Source organism: Bifidobacterium sp. M0399 (genome assembly GCF_016100595.1).
In the GTDB taxonomy this organism is placed as follows: Bacteria; Actinomycetota; Actinomycetes; order Actinomycetales; family Bifidobacteriaceae; genus Bombiscardovia; species Bombiscardovia polysaccharolytica.
The window spans coordinates 739,333-760,700 of record NZ_JACFSD010000001.1; the positions used below are offsets into that span (position 1 = coordinate 739,333).

Consider the following 21,368-nt stretch of genomic DNA (forward strand, 5'->3'; position numbering starts at 1 on the left):
ACCTCGGAACCCCGGGTACCGAGGCTAGACACAGCCGTAGCCAGACGCCTCCCAGCTTTTCCCCCTCCTCCGGGACTGGGCATCAGCCGGCACAGACCAGCGGGGCCCGGAAGGCCAGACGCACCAGCGGATCATCGAAGACCACACCCCCGCCAAGGGCCACGGCTGCACCTGTTGGAAACGACTGGAGCAACAGAAGCAGTCGAAACATGCGCAATGGCACTGCCCTCGTCCACAAACACCCCTTGCGCAGATTTATAACCATTCTGCTTTTGGTCCTGCTGCTGGCACTGGTCGTACTGGCGGGTGGAGGATGGTTCTGGATCAATGGCAAGCTTACCCGCGACAAAATGCTGACCGAAGCCCCTGGTTCAGAGGCCACCACATGGCTCCTTCTGGGATCGGACCAGCGAGACGGTTCTCCGGGGGCCGGACAGGATGCCAGCATCACCGGCTTCCGCACCGACACCATCCTGGTACTGACCAAGCCCCGGCATGGAGCCGCCTCCTTGATTTCAATCCCCCGGGATTCCCTGGTCAAGCAGGACGGGGATTACATGAAAATCAACGCCGTGGCCTACACATCGGGCTACCGGGCCCTGACCGGCCAGATTGAGGACATCACCGGCCATAAGGTCGATCACGTGGCCTTGATCCGGTTTGGAGGCCTCAGTAAGGTGGTCGACGCTCTGGGCGGTGTCAGGCTTTGCTACGACGCAGACGTCAACGACCCCAACTCAGGCATGGTCTGGTCCCGTGGCTGTCATCAGGCTGACGGCGGCATGGCTCTGGCCTTCACCCGTATGCGCTACTCGGATCCCAAGGGGGACTTCGGGCGTGCCGAACGCCAGCGTCAGGCCATCTCAGCCATCACTGCCAAGGCGCTCCAGCCCTCGGTCATACTCAACCCGTCGACGGCCGGAAAGGTCCTTTCGGCGGGTCTGGATGCCTTGGTGGTGGATGAGCGGACCAACCCCATAGACCTTGTGCGCATGGTCCTGGCCTTCCGCAGTGCCAGCAGCAGCAAAGGCATCACCGGAAGCGTCTACTGGGCGGATCCTGACTACTATCCGGGCTGGGGTCTCGGTTCCACCGTTCTGCTGGATCAAGCCCGCAACACCGATCTGTTCAACAAGCTTGCGCAGGGCAGTCATGCCCCCGGAACCGTCGGCGGCATGTAGCACCGTCCGCCTATCCCAGCCAGATTCCACATTCGACCACATGCCAGATTTGCCCTGGCACTCCCCAGCCGGGCCCTTCATGCTGAAGACATGATAAAGGCCAATTCATCAGCAGCTGCATTTCCGATATCAGCAGCCGGGCCGAAAGTCTCTAACCAGGTTGCAGGCGATTGGCACTCTGCCAGTCTCAAAGAGCGAAAGGCCAAAAAGAGAAGGATCCAGGTCATTCTGACCCTGGTCGCCCAAGCGGCTCCGGCCCTGGCCCAGGCGGGCATGATCTGGTACGCAGTCGGCCAGGGCCGCTGGATATTGCTTTTTCTCTTGTTGCCCAGCCTGACAGGTACCCTGGCCATGCTGCTTTTGAGCCTGCTGCGAGCGCATCAACAGCCACCGTCATCTCTCCCCGCCCACGCACAATTGGAATACGGCATAGCATCGAATCGTGCTTCCCTATCGACAAGCACAGAGGACCAGACACGGCAGGACTTGGCTCAGCTGGCCTCCGACCCAGGCCCTCGGCTGGAGTCCCGGCTGTTGGGATCAGCGGCTTCGGAAGCACATGGTCTGCTCTGGCAGAGCATCGTTCATGCCTGGCTTGCCGCATCAGGGAAGACAGCGCCGGCAGTCATCGGTGCCCGTCCCGATCACAGACCGCTGGTCATCGATCTGCCGCGTGACGGACCCCACGCCCTGGTGGCAGGTACAACGGGATCAGGCAAGTCGGTTTTTCTTCAGACCTGGTGTCTGGCCCTGGCTGCCAGTCAGCCTCCAGACCGGCTCAATCTGGTCCTGCTGGACTTCAAGGGCGGTGCCGGCTTCGGCCTGTTGGCCCGACTGCCACACACCGTGGGCTGCGTGACCAATTTGGATCTGGACCAGGCCGTACGGGCGCTGAACGGCCTTCAGCGGGAATTGGAGCGCCGTCAGCGCCTGGTTGCCAGAGCAGGGGTGGAAGACACTGCCCTGATGTCCGATCCACCAGCGCGCCTGGTGGTGGTCATTGACGAGTTCCAGGCCCTGCGCCAACTCCTGCCCGACTATCTGGACAAACTGACCGCCCTGGCATCTCAGGGCAGGTCCCTGGGTATGAACCTAGTGGCCTGCACCCAGCAAACCATGGGGCAGGTCAGCGCCCAGATGCGTGCCAACATGAACCTGGGCATATGTCTGCGCGTGCGCGACCCCCTGCAGTCCAAAGAGTTGCTGGGGTCCTCCTGCGCCACGGCGATTGACCCTGCCTGTCCAGGTCTGGGCTTCCTGGAGCAAGGTCGGGGCCCCCAGGCCTTCCGCACCTGCCCAGCAGCTGACCCACAAACCCTGGTGGAACAGATCATCAAAGCCAGTCGCTTCTGCGGCAGCCGACCGCCAGCACCGCTCTTCTCTCCTCCCCTGCCAGAGCGTGATCCGGCCTGCGGAAAGATTCTTTGGCAATCAGGGCGGCCCCTGATACCTTTGGGGCGCACCGACGACGGGGTCCTGCTGCACCTCTACCACCTGCCCCTCAAAGGTCATACGGCTGTGATTGGACCGCCAGGCCGAGGAAAGAGCACCCTTCTAGCCCTACTGTTTCGTTCCCTGCTTACCCTGATGAAGCCGGGAGCCCGACCAGAACCCAGCTTTGATTTGCGCATCACGCGGCGAACAGGCCAGGGCTACAGCAGCCAGGACTCGACAGGTCCGGTGCCGACAACGCCCAAAGGTCATCAACGTGGCAACCGGGGGCTGGTCTGGATTGTTGACGATGCCCAAGACCTGCTGGATCCGCTCTGCCGGGATCCATTGTCCCCGCTCTTGCAGGAGGCTTTGGGACAGGAGGGAACCACGGTGATTCTAGCTGTGGATGCGGCCAGTGCCCTGCGCAGACCTGAGCGTTTCAGCCGTCGTCTGGTGTTCCCCTGTGGCGAACGGGGGGCCGATCTGGCGGCTGGCATCCCCGGCGATCAGCTGGCCGCCCTATCCACCCGGGCCAGCGCCATTCCTGGACGGTGTCTGGTTCTGGAGGCGGGTCACGCCATTCCGCTACAGGTGTTCTCTTTAGCCGTAAAACAAATGCACCCTTGAAAAAAGTCACCCATCGTGCTTATCTTGCATAGGGTAGTGATAAAGCACAGATAAAAACTTCTTGGAGGCTTAGGTAGATGAGTAATGCGTTTGATTGGCGCGCCAAGGCTGCTTGCCGTGACAAGGACCCTGAGCTGTTCTTCCCTGTCGGCAACACAGGTGCAGCCTATCAGCAGATCGAGGAGGCCAAGGCTGTCTGCCGGACCTGCAAGGTCATTGACGCCTGTCTGAAGTGCGCCCTGGACACCAATCAGGATTACGGCGTCTGGGGCGGACTGAGCGAGGACGAACGCAGGGCTCTCAAGCGTCGGGCCATGCGTGCGCGCAGGTCCCAGGCCATGCAGATGCAGTCCTGATTCCTTCCCGATTGCACCGAACAGTTGAGGGGCGATGGCTTGGATGCCACCGCCCCTTTCTTTTCCTGAAAAGCACCCCTCGCTAATAGGTTTTCGGGATATCAAACGTCCTGCGCCACGCGCAACTTGATGTTGATGACCACCCGGGTGCCCCCATCCCGGCGTGGCTCCCACTTGACCGTACCGCCGAAGTCGTTGGTGACGAAGGTATTGATGATCTGCGTGCCCAGCCCGGACCCGGTGGACCGAGCCTGTCCCTGATCCGACTCGGTGCTGTAGCCGTTGCCGTCATCCTCGACCACCACATTCAGGTTGTTGCCCCCCCGGCCTACCGATATGGTGATATGCCCCTCGTCACGGCCCTCAAAACCGTGTTCGACAGCATTGTTGACCAGCTCGGTCAGCACCAGGGACAAGGGTGTTGCATCCTGGGCTGGCATCATCCCGAACTTGCCCACGTAGGAGATGGTGATGTGCTGGTCGCTGGTGGTGGCCAGGTCCACGCTCATCTTCAGCAGGTTGGCAATCACCTTATCGAAGTCCACAATCTCGTCAGCGGTCTGGCTGAGGCCCTCGTGAACCACGGCAATGGTCTGGACGCGGCGCTGAGCCTCCTCCAGCTCCTTGCGGACCTCGTCTGACTTGGTGCGCCTGGCCTGCAGTCGCAGCAGGGCTGACACGGCCTGAAGGTTGTTCTTGACGCGGTGATGAATCTCGGAGATGGTGGCATCCTTGGTCTGCAGCTCCTTCTCCCGGCGGCGCAGTTCGGTCACGTCCCGGCAGAGAACGATGGCGCCGGTCCTGCCCTGCTTGCCGTACAAGGGCAGGGAGCGCATGGAGACTGCCGACCCGTTGGCATCTAGTTCCGAGTCCACAGCCGCCTTGCCCGATAAGACCAACGGCAAAGAGTCGGGCACGGGATCGTTCTCCTTGAGCAGGGAGGTGCCAATCTCGCTCAGGTACTGGCCAATCATGGTCTCCACTGAGCCCAGTCGGCGGAAGCAGCTGATGGCGTTGGGTGAGGCATAACGCACTACGCCGCTTGCCGTCAACACAAAGAAACCGTCGGCCACCCTGGCGTTGTGCCGCTGGTTGAGCACCGAATCCGCGTATGGGAACTCGCCGCGGGTGATCATTTCGAAAAGTTCCTTGCCCGCGTTGATGCTCTCACTCTCGTAACGGCCATTGGACTCGCGCGTGGCCATGTTGGTCTCGCGGACCACCAAGCCCAGGGTTTTGCCCTGGTGACGGATAGGGGCATAGACATCGCAGACCGTGGCGCGGCCGATGGTCCGCAGCTTGTTGGATCGCAGCACCCCCTTGGACTGCATGGCCGCCTCCAGCTCCTCGCTGCGATCGGTCGGGAAATGCTCTCCGACCACATCTTCGGTGCGCAAAGACATGACCGTTGAGGGCCGGCACTGCTCAGCCACAGTGAACTCCCCCTCGCCGGTACGCAGCAGGAGCAGCAGGTCTGCAAAGCTTAAATCGGCGATGACCTGCCAGTCGGCCACCAGGTGGTGGAGCCACTCGCGGTCCTCCTCATTGCAGTCGTCGCAGGATGCCAGAATCTCGGAAAAATCAGCCATGTCCTCCATCATACAAAGGGCCCGCGGAAGCAGATAGGCGGGTCATGCCCAGGGCGATGATGACATGCGCGTCCAATACACGGGTCTGGGGTAGGGTGGTTCACGGATGTTTCGCCCCGGCTACCGGACCCGACAGGCCCGGACCAGTCAAGGGGCCAAGGGAGGGCCATGGCAACCAGGACCAGCGAGGACGGCAGACCGCCTGAGGACCAGGAGGTCGATCCTGATCTCGAGCGCCGTCGCCAGCAGCGCCGCCAGGAGCTGACCTACCTGCGCAGGGACGCAGAGGTGGCCCATGAGGCCCATCTGCAGGCCAAGGCCGATGCGGTGCGCGCCAAAGCCAAGGCCAAGGCTGCACGGATCATGGCCAAGGCCGAGATCAAAGCCTCACGAATCGAGGGCATCCCCGACATGGAGATCGAACGCAAGGTCCGCCTGGATGTGCACGGCCGCCCCAAGCCCCTGTTGCGTGGCTGGATTCACGCCGTGGCCGCCCCGCTGGCCCTGGCCGCCGGCATCGTGCTGATCTGTTTGGCCCACAGCACTGGCCTCAAGCTGGCATGTGCGGTCTTCATGGTCGCCTCACTGGCCCTCTTCGGCAACTCGGCCCTCTACCATCTGGGCGACTGGACCCCGGGGACCACGGACGTTCTGCGCCGCCTGGACCACGTCAACATCTTCCTGCTCATCGCCGGCACCTACACGCCGATTTCCTTTGCACTGGACCCCTTCTGGCGGCGGGTCATCATCCTGGGCATGTGGGGGGCCAGCCTGGTGGCCATGATCGTCCACGTCTTCTGGATCGATGCTCCCCGCTGGCTCTACACCCTTGTCTACGTGGTCTTCGGAGTCTCGGGAGTGGGCTTTCTGAAACTCTTCTGGGACTCCCCCATGGCCGGTCCGCCGGTGGTTTGGCTGATCGTGGCCGGCGGACTGGCCTACATTCTGGGGGCGATTGTCTACGGTCTGCGTCGGCCGGACCCCTGGCCCCGGGTTTTCGGCTTCCATGAGATCTTCCACTGCGGCACGGTCATCGGTTACGCCTGCCACATCGTGGCCATTTATCTAGTTGTCTGCAACCTACGCTGAGTGACTCGCCAGCCCCATAGCCTTTTCATCACAAAGACCATTCAACTAAGACCATCGGCCTATCGCAAGAGTCGAACAGTCATTCACAGAGCACTCATTCAAAGACGAAGCCGCCCCCCGTCGACAATGGCGGGGAGCGGCTTCATTCAGGCCGAGCTGGGACGGTGAGGGGCCGTCCCGCTACTTGAGGGGCTGGGCATCCTTGACGGTGACCGAGATATCCTTGCCATTGGGAGCCTTGTAAGTCACGGTCTGGCCTTTCTTGGCGCCCATGAGGGCCGCGCCGATAGGCGACTCGGGGCTGATGACATCATAGTCGGTGGCCACGGTCAAATCCCTGGAACCCAGCACATAGACCATTTCGTTGCCGGCCATGGTCAAGGTCACCAGGGATCCGTTGCCCACCGTGCCAGCCTTAGGAGCCTTGAGGATCTTGGCGTTGCGAAGCTTGACGATCAGCTCGTTTATTCGCCCCTCGTTTTTGCCCTGCTCCTCGCGGGCAGCCTGGTAGCCGCCGTTCTCGCTCAGATCACCCTCGGCCCGAGCCGCCGCGATACGTTCGGTAATCTCGTCGCGGTACTCGCCCTGACGGTGGTCAAGCTCCTCCTTCAGCTTGTCGTAAGCGGCCTGTGTCAGCAGAATCGTCTTTTCCTCAGCCATGTGATTCCTCCTTGTTTAATGCACTTGTCTCGTGGCCCGACCTGAACTGCAAAGTCAAGGGTATGAAAAAGGCGCCGGCCCTCACCGGCGCCTGGAGACCCTTGTCTACCGTGTCGATATGATGTCGATCACGAAAACCAGGGTATCGTCGCCGCCGATGCCCGCCTGGGGCATCCCCTGACGACCATATCCGTACTCCGGCGGAATGGAGACCACCAACCTGGACCCCACGTTGTGGCCGGGCACCGTCTGGTCCCAGCCGCGAATGACCTGCCCCACGCCAATGCCGAAGCTGGCTGGCTGATGACGCTGGAAGCTGGAGTCGAAGACCTGATCGGAACCCCAAACTACACCGTGATAGTTGACGGTGACGGTATCACCCTTGCGGACGACTGGCCCGTCCCCCTCGACCAGCTCCACGGCGCGCAGCCCGCTGGGCGCCGAACCATGAAAGGTTATGGTCGGCGTGGCGCCGAATTCGGCGTTCACCTCGGGCATGGATTGGTCACTCATGACAACTCCTTTAGTTTTCTTGCGTACCAGAGTATCGGTTCGTCGGCCGGGTGACAAGTCGCGACACTGCCGTCCAAGCCGATGAGGCCTTGGTGCCCCGGGTGGGAATCGAACCCACAAGCCGGTGAAGGCGGCGGATTTTAAGTCCGATGCGTATACCATTTCGCCACCGGGGCCATGACCCATAACGCCTTAGTATATCATTCGCGCAGGAGGGTCCGACCGTAGTCCAGGACCAGGCCGTCCAGGAGGCCATGCTCGCTGGCCACATAGGTTCCCGAAGCCAACGCACTCGGGCTGGCCTGGCCCAGACGCTCCAACAGGCGGCTCCAGATCAGGGCGCCGCCGCCAATCACATCCACACGCCCAGGATGGATGGCCTTGAGCTCCCTACGCTCCTGCCGGCTCATGTTCAGCACCCGGTCATCAACCCGGCAGGCCGCATCAACCGAAATGGACTGACCATCGACGGCATGGCGATTGTAGACCTCGCACCCCAGGGCCAAGGCGCTCATGGTGGTGACCGTGCCGGAGACTCCGATCACACTGCCTACTCCGGCTACAGGGACCTGGTCGAAGGCCCGGTCGATCCAGCCGTCAACATCCTCAAGCGCCTGGTCAATCTGCTCCTGGCTGGGAGGATCGTTCAGCAGATGGCGCTCAGTCATCCGCACGGAGCCGATGTTCATGGAGTAGGAGGCCCTGACATGGTCAACAGGCAAATCGCTGCCGTCCCCGCCCAGGACCAGCTCGGTGGAGCCGCCACCCAGGTCGACCACCAGGTATGGCGCAGGGGGCATGTCGGCGCCGCCTCGCTGCTCCAGCACGCTGACCGCTCCCAGAAAGCTCAGCGAGGCCTCCTGGGAGCCGCTGATGACCTCGGGCGTGACCCCTAGGATGGAGCGCACTCCCGCCTCGAATTTTTCTCGGTTGTCGGCATCCCTGGTGGCTGAAGTAGCCACAAAGCGCAGTCCATCTACCGGATGCTCCTGCAGCTGCTGGGCGAAGAGCCAACAAGCCTCAAAGGCGCGCTCCAGAGCTTGGTCGGAGAAGCGGTGATTGCGGTCCACGCCCTCCCCCAGCCGGATGACCCGCATCAGTCTGGGGGCCACCGGATGGAGCCCCTGCCGGTCCACCTGGGCAATCAGCAGACGTATGGAGTTAGTGCCGCAATCCACACCCGCCACCGTTACCTGATCCATAAAACCCCCTTCATCGGTTCTCTTCTCGGTATGCCTCAGTCCAAGGCCGAACGCACCTGCAGACCTGGGGATCGAATACTTGACGCACCAAACCAAGAGCACGGTCGCCCAAAGGATTAACCCCAAGGCCCATAACCAGAGACTGTGCGGTCAGAGCATGCAGGCACTTGACCCGCTTGGGCATGCCCCCCGCCGAGATTCCAGCGATGTGCCCCTCGTCGTCGCCCAGCTGAAGGGCCAGGGCAGACCGGAAGGCCAGGTAGAGCTCATGGGCCCTGCGGTAAGCACTGGCCAGATCCGGATCGGAACCAAGTTCGGCATTCCAGTCGGTCATGATACCGTTAGCCTCCAACCGGGAGACGGCCTTGACGGCCTCGGGGCTGGTCAGATAACACGTGGTCGGAAAAGGCGTGCCGTCCTCCAGCTGCGGCCGGGTGACCACGGCCAGGGGGTTGCCGCAGACACAGCGAGCGCCCACGGCCACCATACCCCGCGGATAGCGACCCAGCTGGTGGTTCACGACATCTATCTGTTCCGGCGTGGCCGGAGACGCCAGAAGCTCCTGGACCCTATCTCTGACCGCCGCCAGTTCCCGGTCGCCAATCAGGATAAAGGCCTCGACCTTATTCTGCCCAACCTCGGACTCGACCCTGACCTTGTCTACGACTTGAGATTCCTCTGCTGCCTGGGGCCTTCCCTGGGCCTTGTTCACGCTGTCCTCATCTTTCTGATTGTGCATTGCTGCAAAGTTCATGGCCTGTTGAAGCGGCGAAGTCCGAGCCTTCGAAGTTCACTGCGCTCCCCCGCCCCCAGATGGAGAGGAGCCATCAGAGCCACCCGGACTACTTGAACCAGACGGACTGGCAGAGCCGTTCGGACTGGCTCCATCGCCAGGATGCTGACCTGTGCTCCCCTTGCTTCTATCAGCAGTAGGGTCCTGATCGGCCTTGGCGAAGGAGTAAGCCATTTCCTGATACCAGGGCAGGGAGTTCTTCCTGGGGGCCCGGACCCCCTTGCTTCCAGCCTGGTCTTTGTCCTTGCTGCCCGTGACCGCCTCCGGGTGCAGGACCCGGATAGCCTCCTCGTCGGGGAAAATGAATCCCAGCCGATCCCGGGCCTGGGCGGTTACATAGGCCTTGTCATCCCAACGCCGGATCTGGTTCTCCAGGTCACGCTTGTGCTCGACAAGCTGGGCCTGCTGATTGCGCAGGCCGTTGAGTTCGGAAAGATTAATGGCGTAGGCGTGGAAGGTGGAGACCAGTTGAATTAGCCCCAGAGCCACGATGATGACCGCCACAAAGAAGGTGATGGGTCCCGACGACCGCCTGCTTGTCCGCCGGTTGGCACCGTCACGTTTGTTCTTGGCCATACCCATAAAAATACCCGCGGCAGCCGACGCGGACCACCACGGGTGAAAGACTTCACAGTCGGGTCGAAACCTGCAAAGGGTCCGGCCCGACTGGCAAGGCCTTACTTGGTGTACTTCTTGCAGGCCTTGAAGGCGCTGTAGCCGGCGTACTCGGCGGTGGAGCCCAGCTCCTCCTCGATCTCCAGCAGACGGTTGTACTTGGCAATGCGCTCGCCACGGGCCGGAGCACCGGTCTTGATCTGGCGGGTGTTCTTGGCCACAGCCAGGTCGGCGATTGTGGTGTCGGAGGTCTCGCCGGAACGGTGGGAAACCATGGAGGTGAACCCGTTGGCGGTGGCCAGCTCGATGGCGTCCAGGGTCTCGGTCACAGTGCCGATCTGGTTGAGCTTGACCAGCAGGGAGTTGGCGGCCTTCAGGTCGATGCCCTTCTGCAGCCTCTTGGGGTTGGTCACCAGCAGGTCGTCGCCCACAAACTGCAGACGGTCACCCATTGCGGCGGTAATCTTCTGCCAGGCGCCCCAGTCCTCCTCAGCGAAGGGATCCTCGATGGAGACCAGCGGATACTTCTCGACCAGGCCTTGGTAGTAGTCCAGCATGTAGTCCGCGTCGCGGTCCTCGCCGTCGAAGTGGTACTTGTCGGTGTCCTTGTTGTAGAACTCCGAGGATGCCACGTCCAGGCAGAGGCCGATCTGCTTGCCAGGCTCGTAGCCGGCAGCCTGAATGGCGTCGACGATGTACTTCAAGGAGTCCTCGTTGGACTTCATCTTGGGGGCAAAGCCGCCCTCATCGCCCAGGCCGGTCTCGTGGCCGTCCTTCTTGAGGATGCCCTTGAGGGTGTGGTAGACCTCGACGCCGGCGCGCAGGGCCTCCCGGTAGGAGTCGAAGCCGTAGGGGGAGATCATGTACTCCTGGATGTCGGTGGCGAAGTCAGCGTGGGCGCCGCCGTTCATGATGTTCATGTTGGGCACGGGCAGGATGTGGCCGTTGGTGCCACCCAGGTAACGGTAGAGAGGCAGTTCGGCGGACTCGGCAGCCGCATAAAGCGCAGCCAGGGAGACACCCAGAATGGCGTTGGCGCCAAGCTTGCCCTTGTTGGGGGTGCCGTCCAGATCAATCATGGTCTCGTCCAGGGCGCGCTGATCAGTGGCGTCCATGCCGATGACGTTAGGAGCGATGGTCTCATTGACCGCCTTGACGGCGTCCAGCACACCCTTGCCCTGATAGCGCTTCTTGTCGCCATCCCTACGTTCCCAGGCCTCGGCCTCGCCGGTGGAGGCACCGGAGGGAACCAGACCACGCCCCTCGGCGCCGTCCTCAGTCTGCAGAACGACCTCGACGGTCGGGTTGCCACGGGAATCAAGAATTTCGCGCGCGAACACGCTTTCAATTGCTGCCACAACTGCTCCTTCAATAAGTTGTTGTGATGTCTCTTACAGGATACTAGTTTTGTTGGACGGGCGAGGGACCCGCTGGCGTGCCATCGTCGGAGGACTCGGGCAGCCCCCAAGCCAGGTCGTCCAGCAAGGTGTCCACCCAGGCGGTCATGGCCGCTGAATCCATGGGTCCCGAACCCAGGGAGCCCGCGAAGGGCGCTGGGATCAGCAGGGTCTGCGTGACCGGACGGTACTGGCTGCCCTTGTAGATGCGTGCGATCCTGGCCTGGAGGGAGTCGGGAATAGTCACGGGCCTGATGCGCACCCTGGAGCCCTGGGAGGCGATCTCCGCAATGCCCAGGGAACGAGCCTTGGCCCGCAGCCTGGCAACTGCGAAGAGGGTGTCGAACTGGGCCGGCGGACGCCCATATCGGTCGGTCAGCTCCTCATGCAGGTCGCGCAGATCCTGCTCGTTGCGGGCCGAGGCCAGCTTGCGGTAGGCCTCCAGACGCAGCTTGTCCGAATCAATGTAGTCCATAGGGATGGAAGCTTCCAAGGGCAGGTCGATGCTGACAGTGACCGGCTCGGTCCGCCCAGGCTCCTTGTACTCTTCCACCGCCTCGGAGACCATGCGCACATAAAGGTCGAAGCCGACCCCCTCGATATGGCCGGACTGCTCGTCGCCCAACAGGTTGCCGGTGCCGCGCAGCTCCAGATCCTTCATGGCCACGTCGTAGCCGGACCCTAGGGCCGTGTTCTGGGCGATGGTGGCCAGCCTGTCGTGGGCGGTCTGGGTCATTGGCTTGCTGGGGTCGTAGAGGAAGTAGGCGTAGGCTCGCTCCCGGCCACGTCCCACCCGGCCGCGCAGCTGGTGGAGCTGGGAGAGCCCGAAGCGGTCGGCCCGGTCCACGATCAGCGTGTTGGCGTTGGGTATATCCAGGCCAGTCTCAACGATGGTGGTGCAGACCAGCACATCGATATCCCGGTGCCAAAAGTCCCGGATGACCCCGTCCAGCTGCTTCTCCCCCATCTTGCCATGGGCCACGCCCACCTTGGCCTCGGGAACCAGCGTCTGCACCTTGGCCGAGACCTTGCCGATGTCCTCCACCCGGTTATGGATGTAGAAGATCTGGCCCCCGCGCAGGAGCTCGCGACGAATGGCCGCTGTCACCTGGGCATCCTCGTAGGCGCCTACATAGGTCAGCACCGGAAGACGGTCCTCGGGTGGCGTGGCCAAGGTCGACATCTCCCGGATGCCGGTCACCGCCATTTCCAGAGTGCGCGGAATGGGCGTGGCCGATAGGGACAGGACGTCCACGTTGGTCCGCATGGCCTTGAGGGTCTCCTTGGCCTCCACGCCGAAGCGCTGCTCCTCGTCCACGATCATCAGACCCAGATCCTTGAATCGGATGCGCGGGTTGAGCAGCTTGTGGGTGCCGATGACCACGTCCACGGCCCCGCTGGCCAGGCCCTCCATGGTGGCCTGGTTCTCCTTTGCGGTCTGGAAGCGGCTCATGGCGGCCACATCCACCGGGAAGCCTTCGAACCGCTCGGTAAAGGTTTGATAGTGCTGCTGAACCAGCAGGGTCGTGGGCACCAGGACGACCACCTGCTTGCCGTCCTGAACGGCCTTGAAGGCGGCACGGATGGCTATCTCGGTCTTGCCGAAGCCCACATCCCCGCAGATCAGGCGGTCCATGGGCACCGGCTTCTCCATATCGGCCTTGACATCGTCGATGGCGGTCAGCTGGTCGGGGGTCTCCTGGTAGGGGAAGGCATCCTCCAGCTCCTTCTGCCAGGGGGTGTCGGGACTGAAGGCGAACCCCTTGGTGCGTTGTCGGGCCGAGTAGAGCTTGACCAGTCCCTGGGCGATCTTGTGAACGTGCTTGCGGGCCTTGGCCTTGGTGGCCGACCAGTCGGATCCGCCCAGCTTGTTGAGCCTGGGAATCTCGGCACCGATATAACGGCTGACCTGGTCCAGCTGGTCGGCCGGCACGAAGAGCTTGTCTGGCGGGGCATTGCGCTTGGAGGGGGCATACTCCAGGACCAGATACTCCCGGCTGCCCTTGCTGGGGCCCACGCCCACGCTGCGCTGGCGCATGCCTAGGAAGCGGCCGATGCCGTGCTGGTCGTGGACCACATAGTCACCGGGTTTGAGCTCGTCCAGGTCGATGGCCTTGCGCCGTCGGTTGGAGGTCTTGCTGCCGGCGGCCACGCTGGTGCGCCCGGTCAGGTCCCGCTCGGTCAGCAGGGCCAGATGGGCGGACTGGTCCACGAAGCCGTCAACAGCCAGGGAGCGGTGGTACTCCAACCCGGTGATCCCCGTGGTCTGCACGGCCCGACGCAGACGGCTCAGGGTCCCTTGGGCCGGGGCGGTCACCACAACCCGGTCGCCTCTTTCCAGCAGGGAGGCGATTCCCGAGGCGGCCCGATCCTCGTCACCGCGGTACTGGTCCGGTGCCAGAGCATCCAGCCGCTCGGCCCCCTCACGGTCCGGATCCACCGACAGGTCGGTCAGCTTCCAGACCTCACCCTTGCGGTACTCCAGGGATGAGATGACCTCGTCGTAGTCCAGGAAACTGGCCCTGTCGAAGCTGATTGGCGCGCCCGAACCCTGTCCTGAGGCGGCCACATGCCAGCTGGCGGCCAGGAACTCGTTGGCGGTCTTGACCAGATCCTGGGCGGAGCGGGCCAGTAGCTGAGGTTCCGACAGTAAAATCAGAGCACCCTCAGGCAGCATGGACCCTACTGGTACCAGATCGTCAACCAGGGCAGGCAGGAGGGATTCCATGCCCTCCACCGGAATTGCCTGGGCGATGGACTCCAACATGTCGTCGGCGTTGGGGATGCTCCCTATCAGGGAGCGGGCGCGGGCGCGGACCTGGTCGGTCAGCTGCAGCTCGCGGCAGGGCGGCGCCCAGATCCGGTCCAGGTCGGGGCCGTAGGTGCGCTGATCGGAGGCGTGGAAGCTACGGATGGTGTCCACCTCGTCGCCGAAAAACTCGATGCGCACCGGATGGGCCATGGTAGGGACGAAGACATCCAGAATGCCGCCGCGGACGGCAAACTGGCCGCGTTCCATGACCAGGTCCACACGGGTGTAGGCGTTGCGAACCAGAGCTTCGACAGCCTGGTCCAATGGCAGGTCCTGGCCGCGCAAAAAGACCAGGGGCTCCACATCCTGCAGACCTTCGACCACAGGCTGCAGCAGGGACCGCACGGGCATGACCAGGATGCGGATGGGTCCGAAGTCGGGATCGTCCTCAACCGGATGGGCCAGCCGCCTGAAGACAGCCATCCGGGAGGCCACGGTGTCTGCCCTGGGCGAGAGCCGCTCGTGAGGCAGAGTCTCCCAAGAGCGCAGCAGGGCCACATTACCCGGGTCGCCCTCATACCAGGAGCGGATGGCGCCGGTCATCTCCTGGGCGTCTCGTTCAGAGGGGACGACCAGGACCACCGGTGCCCGCCCGGCTGCTGCGGCGGCCAAGGCTGGCGTGATGCCCTGGGGGGCCTGGACCACAAGCGAGGTGTCGGTGGCGGCCGCTGGCTGGGAGTCTCCTTGGACCAACCTTTTGAAGGCGGCATCCGCCTGCAGGTCGTCCAAAAGAGGACGCAGGGATCCATTCAGCGATTCCTGAGGTTCCACCTTCTTGCCGGTCTCCTGCCCTGACTTGATATGCTTATCGACCATTGAACTGCTCCTGAGCCTGGCTGAGGCCCTTGGCGATTACGGTTTCTGCGGCATCCGCGCCGTCGGCCAGGAACTCGGGCAGGCGCTTGCGCTGATCGCCGACAAAGGTGCCCAGAACCCAGTCCACGGTGCGGCGATGGGCGTCCGGACCTCTCCGGGCATGCCCCACGCCCATGCGAACCCGAGCGTAGGCGTTGCTGCCCAGGGAACGGTCGATGGAACGGATGCCGTTGTGCCCGCCAGAGGAGCCGCCGGCTTTGACCTTGATCCGGCCGAACTCCAAGTCCATGTCGTCATGGATGACCACGACCCGGCCAACCGGAATGTGGTAGTAGGAGCAGATGGAGGCCAAGGCATCGCCGGAATCGTTCATGAAAGTCAGCGGCTTTGCCAGGAAGAAGGGTATGCGGCGTCCGTCAAGAGCCAGAGTGCCACGGCCCAGCTGGGCCAGACCCTTGTGGTCGCGCAGGTTGACCGACCATCGTTCGGCCAGCAGATCGGCGCACATGAAGCCCATGTTGTGCCTGGTGCCCTTATACTCGTCACCCGGGTTGCCCAGTCCGGCTATCAGCCAGAAATCGGATGCCATGTAGGTGATACCTCCTGCTCTCAGACGGGACGGTGAGATTCTATACAGGCTCCCCGACCCCATTTCGCTCAAGGGACAGGCTCCAGTAGGAAACATCATGCAGGACGAACCGGTCACAAGCTGCCTGGGGCAGAAGGCCGAAGCGGCTGAAACCGAACCGGTGCAAGAGGGCCTTGGAGGCCGAATTGTCATCGAATATGATGGCCACGGCCAGACGCATGCCCTCCCGCTGGGCACGCTCCAGCAGGGAATGGACCATCAGGACACCCAGGCCACGGCCACGGCTGCCACGGTCCACGTAGTAGCTCAGCTCGCAGGTCTCCTGGTAGCCGGGCCGATCGTAGTATGCCGACAGGGAGCCGAAGGCCAGCACCCGGCCCTCCAGCTCCAGGACCAGGACCGGATGGCCCTGGTCCGGATTGTGGTCCAGCCACCATTGCAGGCGCTGATCCAGGCTGACCGGGGCCGTATCCGCTGTGGAACCACCATCCATGACCGCCTGGTTGTAGATGGCGGTGACCGCTTCCAGGTCCCCGCGACGGCAGAGCCGGATACGCGGGGTGGCGCTCACTTGTTGCCACCCTCCTGGTCGGAGGCCTCCTTGAGGGCTTCACGCAGACGGTTCTGAGCCTCGCCGTAGGCGCTGAAGTCACCCTTCTTCAAGGCGGCATCGCCGTCGCTCATGGCCTGGTTGGCCTTGTCCAAGGCCTGTTTCAAGGCCTGTCCTCCTGTGGTCGATGCCCCGCCGGACCCGGCGGTCTTATTTGGGGCCTTATCGGATTGCTCGCTCTGGTCAGCATTGGAATTGGTGCGTCCAGTGTTGTCGGCATCGCCTGCCGATGCGCCCGAGTTGCCCTGGAAGGTCTTGTCAAGAGCCGCATCCAAGGTCGCTGAGGAAGAAACCTTGTCTCCGAAGGCCACCAAAACCCGCTTGAGCAGGGGGAAGCTGGTGGCACCGCTGGACTGGACGTATACCGGCTGGATGTAGATCAGTCCGCCGCCAATTGGCAGAGTCAGCAGGTTGCCGCGTTTGACCTTGGTGGATCCGGACTGGAGCAGGTTGAGCTCGGTCGAGACCGCAGCATCCGAGTTGAAGTTGTTTTGGGCCTGCCCCGGGCCGGGAACATTGGAATTCTTGGGCAGCTCCATCAGCCGGATGGTCCCGTAGTCCGGCCCTATCACCCCCTTGGTCGACCCGGCGTCGGAATCCACAGACAGGAACCCGGTCAGAATCTCCCTGGTGGAGGTGCCGGCGGGGATGAAGGTGGAAGTCAGCGAGAAGGCGGGCTTGTCAGTCCCCGGGGTCTGCAGGGTCAGATAGTAGGGAGGCTGCTTGATCCCCGCCTTCTGCTCCTTGCTGGTGCCGGTCGGATCCACGGGGGTCTGCCAGAAGTCCTCGCCGGAGAAGAACTGGCTGGCCGAGTTGACGTGGTACTGGGACAGGAGCTGGCGCTGCACCTTGAACAGGCTCTCCGGGTAACGCATGTGGCTCATCAGGTCACCGGAGATTGACGAAAGCGGCTTGAACTGGCCGGGGAAGACCTTCTGCCATGCCTTGAGCACCGGATCCTTGGCATCCCAGACATACAGATCCACCGAGCCGTCGTAGGCATCGACCGTAGCCTTGACGGAGTTGCGGATGTAGTTGGCCTTCTGAGAGCCCAGGCCTTTGACGGCCTCAGAGCTCAGGGTGGTCGTGTCCTGGGTGATGGGCCCCAGGTCTACCTTCTGTGAGTAGGGGTAGGCATCAGAGGTGGTGTAGCCGTCGACGATCCACTTGACCCGGCCATCCACCACAGCTGGATAGACGCGCCCGTCCAGCGTCAGATAGGGGGCGATCTGGGCCACGCGCTCCTTGGGCGAGCGGTTGTAGAGAATCTGCGAGTCGGGCGTGACGCGGTCCGAGAAGAGGATTTGATCGGATCCAAAGCGGATGGCGTAAAGGACCCGGGCCAGGAAGTTGCCCACCGAGGGGCCGCCGTTGCCCTTGAAAGTGTTGGTGGCTCCCTTGGAGCCAGTGGGATAGTCAAACTCCCAGCCCGATGAGCCCTGGGGCGCGCCGACGATGGAGTACTCGGGCGCATTGGGCGAGAAGTAGATGCGCGGCTCATAGTGCTGGCTGTCGGTCAGCTTGCCCTTGGTGGGGATGTCCTGCTCGAAGAATTCGGGCTGCCCGTCTGGGGTGACCTTGTTGCCGTAGGCGGCCACGATGCCGTAGCCGTGGGTGAAGACCGTGTGGTCGTTGACCCAGTTGCGGTTGTCGTTGCCCTCCAGGTCCAGCTCGCGAGCGCCGATGACCGTATCCTGGCTGACTCCGTCGATGTCGTACTTGTCGACGGCCAGAGTGTCCTCGAAGGTGTAGTACTGCTTGGACTGCTGCAGCTGGCGGAAGGTGGGAGAAACCACCTGGGGATCCAACAAACGAATCTGTGCGGTAGTCTCTGCATCCCGGGAGAGGGCGCCTGACTGGACCTCGGTAGTGGCATCATAGGCCTCGGTCTTGAGTCTATCCAGCCCATAGGCCTTGGTGGTGGCGGCGATGTTGCGCTGAATGTAGGCGGATTCCATCTCCTGAGCGTTTGGGTTGACCCGGAAGCGCTGGACCAGTGCCGGCCAGAAAACGGTCAGAAGTAGGGACAGAACGATGGTGACGGCTACAGCCAGAGCGGGAATCCTCCACTGCTTGACAGCCGAACCCAGGGATCCTGCATGGACACGGCCGGGTTCCAGGGTGGGCGACCTCAGAATCCAGACGGCCAAAATTATGCCCAGCAGAGCTATGACCACGGCCATGATCAGGGTCACTGGGATGGCCGCTTTGACCGAGGTGTAAGAGGCGCCGGTGATCCGATCGCCCTCCTCGGTCAGCCTGCCGAAGACACCCAGGGCCGTATCGCCGGCCCAGACCAGCATGAACAGGATCAACCAGACGGCCACCTGCCTGCGGGCGGAACGGGTCATCTCCAGAATGCCCCGGCCGTGCACAGGCATGGTCAAGCGAATGCCACCCATGAGGAAGTTGGTGACCAGGCTGAAGACCGTGGCCGCCAGCAGCATCATCAGCAGGGAGGAGACCAACAGCTGCAGGCCAGGCAGGATGAAGACATAGAAGCCGTTGTCCAGGCCGAACTGGGGGTCGCGCACCCCGAAGGACTGGGCGTTGAAGAGTAGGAGCACCTGCTTCCAGTCGGCGTTGAACTGGAAGCCGAAGAAGACGCCAACAACCAGGGAGACCACCACGGCCACCTTCAGCGCCGTGCGTGAGGAGACTCCCTTGCCTACCTCAATCAGATCGCCCTTGACCCTGATGGTGGACCCATCAGGCGAATCGGGACGGCTGCGGATGGCCAGGATGGCCGAAAGCAGGGTCACCGCGGCCAGCAGCAGTGCATAAGCCAGCCATAGGCCCACCTTGATGCCCAGCTGGGTCCAGACTATCTGCGCCGCCCCCAGTTGGGAGAACCACATGACATCGGTGATGAAGCGGCTGAGCGCGAACAGTAGCAGGAAGACGACCAGCACGACTGCCACAACCACTGCCAGGATCCGCGAGCCCCGGGAAGGCCCTTCATCGCCCTTTCTTCGGGAAGTCAGCCGAGGATCACCCGGACTGGAGAAGCGGAAGCGGGGCGTGCCGCCGCCCCCCTGGCCGGGACCCTCACCATCGGTTTGCACGTGCAGGATGACCGGGTCGTCTTCATTGCGACGCCGGCCTGGACCGCCTGGACCGCCCTCAGGGTCGAACATGGCACCGAAGAAATCAAAGAATGACATGTACCTACCCTACATGAGACGGCGGTCTTGAATGGCTTGCTGGTAGACCTCCTCCACCTGATCGGCCACCACGGTCACGTCGTAGCGGTCCAGGAGCGCAATTTGGTCATGGCGCACGTTCCGCCTCCATGAGGGGTCCCCTAAGGCCTGGGCAATTCGCCGGGCCAGCAGTTCGGGGGTGTTGGGTGAGTCGACGGGGACCAGAGCCCGCTCATCGCCCATCAGGGTGGACCGGTAGCCAGGATTGTCACCGGCCAGCACAGGAGCAGTGCCCGAGGCGATGGCCTCCATCAGGACGATGCCGAAGGACTCGCCTCCGGTGGAGGGGAAAACGGTCAGGTCGGAGGAGGCCAGGAGGGCAGGTTTGTCCTTCTCGTCCACAAAGCTGGGGAAGGCCACCGGGGTGCGCAGGGCGGCGGCCTTTCGACGGCAATCCTCCAGCAGTGGACCCTTGCCGGCCATAGTCACATGCAGGCCTTCAGGCAGGATGCCGGCCCGCTCCCCCGTCTGGAGGGCTGAAAGCAGGATCCCCGCCCCCTTGCGGGCCACGAACCGTCCCAGAAAGACCAGATGCGGTCCCTGGCCGTGCAGACGCGCCACCTCCTGGTCGCCAGCGGCCTGACGAGCCTGGCGCAGCGCAGCCACGTCTACAGGGTTTGCCACCACCCTGCTGGACACACCGGCAGTCTGCCAGGCATAACTGGCCGCCACAGGCGAGACTGCGATGACCCTGTCGATGCGCCTATGGGTCCTTCGGTTGATCATTCCCAACAGCCGACCGCCCAGCAACTGCAGGTTTCCTGTGGGGGCAATGTGGTAGGTGGCCACCAGGGCCGTTGCCGGATCTGCGGCACGGATGACCCGCCCGGCCAGGAAGGGGCTATAGGGGGCCTGGACGTGCAACAGGTCGAAGTGCCCGGCCTCCAGGACCCGGCGGATAGGCTTCTTGGGCGCTGGCAGCGGTATGCGCATCCTGTTGCCGTTGAAGGAGACCATGACGTTGCGGGACAGGGAGTGGACTCCGTCAACCGGCGGATGGGCGGTCTGCCCGACCAGATACTGGACCCTGTGACCCCGCTTGCCCAGCTCCCGTCCCAGGGTCAGAATGTGCTGCTGGACCCCGTCGAACACATCCAGGGTGTCATCGAAGACGAACCCGATGCTGAGTGTCACTGAGCGTCCTGGTCCGCTCCGGGCTCGGTCCCTGCGGCTAGCTGACGACCCTTTAAGGCCAGGGCCACCAGGTGCCGGTCAGCGGCCTCCCGCGCCTGCTGCTCGTCGTTGCCCGAGTCCAGATTGTCCACATAGATGGTCTCCACCTGCGCGACCTGGCAGTACTTGAGGAAGGTCTGCCTGCGCAGCTGATTGTCCAGGGCCTCACCGATACCGCTGGACTGGTACCATTCCTTTTCCCCGCCGGTCAGCATGACCAGCTCCACCCGACGTCCAGCCAGGGCTCCCGGGGTGCCATCAGCGGTGTAGGCGAAACCCCGGCAGATGACCCGGTCAATGAAGCCCTTCATGATGGCCGGCATGCTGTACCAGTAGACGGGAAAGACCAGGGCAAGCACGTCCGCATCCTTGATCCGCTCCTGCATGGCCTGAACATCCTCGGGCATAGGTCCCTGGCCCAGGTAATGGGTCCTGTCCTCCATGCCGAAGACGGGATTGAACCCCTCGGCGCAAAGGTCGATCAACTCGGTGCGAGCCCCGCCCTCGGCCGCCCCGTCCAGCAGGGCATTGCCTGCCGCATCGGTCAGACTCTTGGGTTCGGGGTTGGCCGTGACTGCCACGATCTTCATAGGGATTCACTCCTTACATTTCATTTCGCGCCTGCACCGACTGCGTGCAGACCCTTGCCATTGTCAGTCCTGGCAAGGACGGCAACACTGGTTTGACAAATGCTTGACACTGCTCTTGG

Annotated in this window: 17 protein-coding genes and 1 tRNA gene; 4 read left to right on the top strand and 14 right to left on the bottom strand. The window is 62.9% G+C overall.

The features are described from left to right. Positions 1-209: 209 nt before the first annotated feature. From H3V09_RS03005 to H3V09_RS03015, 3 genes are all read left to right on the top strand, one after another. Positions 210-1,181, top strand: a complete 972-nt coding sequence (locus H3V09_RS03005) for an LCP family protein (protein ID WP_232339345.1) — start codon at positions 210-212, stop codon at positions 1,179-1,181. 90 nt (positions 1,182-1,271) lie between these two features. Continuing rightward, positions 1,272-3,242: an FtsK/SpoIIIE domain-containing protein gene (locus tag H3V09_RS03010; protein ID WP_198190885.1), complete on the top strand. Its 1,971-nt coding sequence runs from the start codon at positions 1,272-1,274 to the stop codon at positions 3,240-3,242. A gap of 77 nt (positions 3,243-3,319) precedes the next feature. Continuing rightward, positions 3,320-3,598, top strand: coding sequence for a WhiB family transcriptional regulator (locus tag H3V09_RS03015; RefSeq protein ID WP_015021978.1), 279 nt, complete (start codon positions 3,320-3,322; stop codon positions 3,596-3,598). A gap of 101 nt (positions 3,599-3,699) precedes the next feature. On the opposite strand, the gene H3V09_RS03020 is transcribed toward H3V09_RS03015, so the two are convergent. After that, on the bottom strand, positions 3,700-5,187 hold the full coding sequence (locus tag H3V09_RS03020; RefSeq protein ID WP_046323025.1) for a sensor histidine kinase: 1,488 nt from the start codon (positions 5,185-5,187) through the stop codon (positions 3,700-3,702). 168 nt (positions 5,188-5,355) lie between these two features. Here H3V09_RS03020 and trhA point away from each other — a divergent pair, with 168 nt between their 5' ends. Continuing rightward, complete coding sequence (gene trhA / locus H3V09_RS03025) at positions 5,356-6,276, top strand: PAQR family membrane homeostasis protein TrhA (RefSeq protein ID WP_198190886.1); 921 nt, start codon at positions 5,356-5,358, stop codon at positions 6,274-6,276. A gap of 180 nt (positions 6,277-6,456) precedes the next feature. On the opposite strand, the gene H3V09_RS03030 is transcribed toward trhA, so the two are convergent. The 13 genes from H3V09_RS03030 to H3V09_RS03090 all read right to left on the bottom strand — a co-directional run bounded on the left by H3V09_RS03030 (position 6,457) and on the right by H3V09_RS03090 (position 21,249). Continuing rightward, positions 6,457-6,936 (bottom strand): GreA/GreB family elongation factor, encoded by a 480-nt coding sequence (locus tag H3V09_RS03030; RefSeq protein WP_024627331.1) that lies wholly within the window; start codon positions 6,934-6,936, stop codon positions 6,457-6,459. A gap of 105 nt (positions 6,937-7,041) precedes the next feature. After that, positions 7,042-7,449, bottom strand: coding sequence for an FKBP-type peptidyl-prolyl cis-trans isomerase (locus tag H3V09_RS03035; RefSeq protein WP_046323026.1), 408 nt, complete (start codon positions 7,447-7,449; stop codon positions 7,042-7,044). A 90-nt stretch (positions 7,450-7,539) separates the two neighbouring features. Then, positions 7,540-7,625, bottom strand: a tRNA-Leu gene (locus H3V09_RS03040). A 24-nt stretch (positions 7,626-7,649) separates the two neighbouring features. Further along, complete coding sequence (locus tag H3V09_RS03045) at positions 7,650-8,651, bottom strand: Ppx/GppA phosphatase family protein (protein WP_198190887.1); 1,002 nt, start codon at positions 8,649-8,651, stop codon at positions 7,650-7,652. A gap of 10 nt (positions 8,652-8,661) precedes the next feature. Continuing rightward, the gene (locus tag H3V09_RS03050; protein WP_198190888.1) at positions 8,662-9,390 is read right to left on the bottom strand and encodes a DUF501 domain-containing protein; all 729 of its coding nucleotides are present in this window, start codon (positions 9,388-9,390) and stop codon (positions 8,662-8,664) included. A gap of 51 nt (positions 9,391-9,441) precedes the next feature. Continuing rightward, positions 9,442-10,020: an FtsB family cell division protein gene (locus tag H3V09_RS03055; RefSeq protein ID WP_046323028.1), complete on the bottom strand. Its 579-nt coding sequence runs from the start codon at positions 10,018-10,020 to the stop codon at positions 9,442-9,444. Between the two features lie 101 nt (positions 10,021-10,121). Next, complete coding sequence (eno, locus tag H3V09_RS03060) at positions 10,122-11,417, bottom strand: phosphopyruvate hydratase (protein ID WP_015021986.1); 1,296 nt, start codon at positions 11,415-11,417, stop codon at positions 10,122-10,124. Between the two features lie 43 nt (positions 11,418-11,460). Beyond that, a complete protein-coding gene (mfd, locus tag H3V09_RS03065) occupies positions 11,461-15,084 on the bottom strand; it encodes a transcription-repair coupling factor (protein WP_198190889.1) in 3,624 nt (1,207 codons plus the stop codon). Next, the gene (pth, locus tag H3V09_RS03070) at positions 15,074-15,673 is read right to left on the bottom strand and encodes an aminoacyl-tRNA hydrolase (protein WP_198190890.1); all 600 of its coding nucleotides are present in this window, start codon (positions 15,671-15,673) and stop codon (positions 15,074-15,076) included. Before pth ends, mfd begins: the two co-directional genes overlap by 11 nt. 40 nt (positions 15,674-15,713) lie before the next feature. Beyond that, positions 15,714-16,244 (bottom strand): GNAT family N-acetyltransferase, encoded by a 531-nt coding sequence (locus H3V09_RS03075; protein WP_198190891.1) that lies wholly within the window; start codon positions 16,242-16,244, stop codon positions 15,714-15,716. Then, the gene (locus tag H3V09_RS03080; RefSeq protein ID WP_198190892.1) at positions 16,241-19,447 is read right to left on the bottom strand and encodes a UPF0182 family membrane protein; all 3,207 of its coding nucleotides are present in this window, start codon (positions 19,445-19,447) and stop codon (positions 16,241-16,243) included. The genes H3V09_RS03075 and H3V09_RS03080 overlap by 4 nt, the downstream gene beginning before the upstream one ends. A gap of 9 nt (positions 19,448-19,456) precedes the next feature. Further along, positions 19,457-20,620: a glycosyltransferase family 4 protein gene (locus H3V09_RS03085; RefSeq protein ID WP_198190893.1), complete on the bottom strand. Its 1,164-nt coding sequence runs from the start codon at positions 20,618-20,620 to the stop codon at positions 19,457-19,459. Continuing rightward, positions 20,617-21,249: an NAD(P)H-dependent oxidoreductase gene (locus H3V09_RS03090; protein ID WP_198190894.1), complete on the bottom strand. Its 633-nt coding sequence runs from the start codon at positions 21,247-21,249 to the stop codon at positions 20,617-20,619. The genes H3V09_RS03085 and H3V09_RS03090 overlap by 4 nt, the downstream gene beginning before the upstream one ends. Between the last annotated feature and the right edge of the window lie 119 nt (positions 21,250-21,368).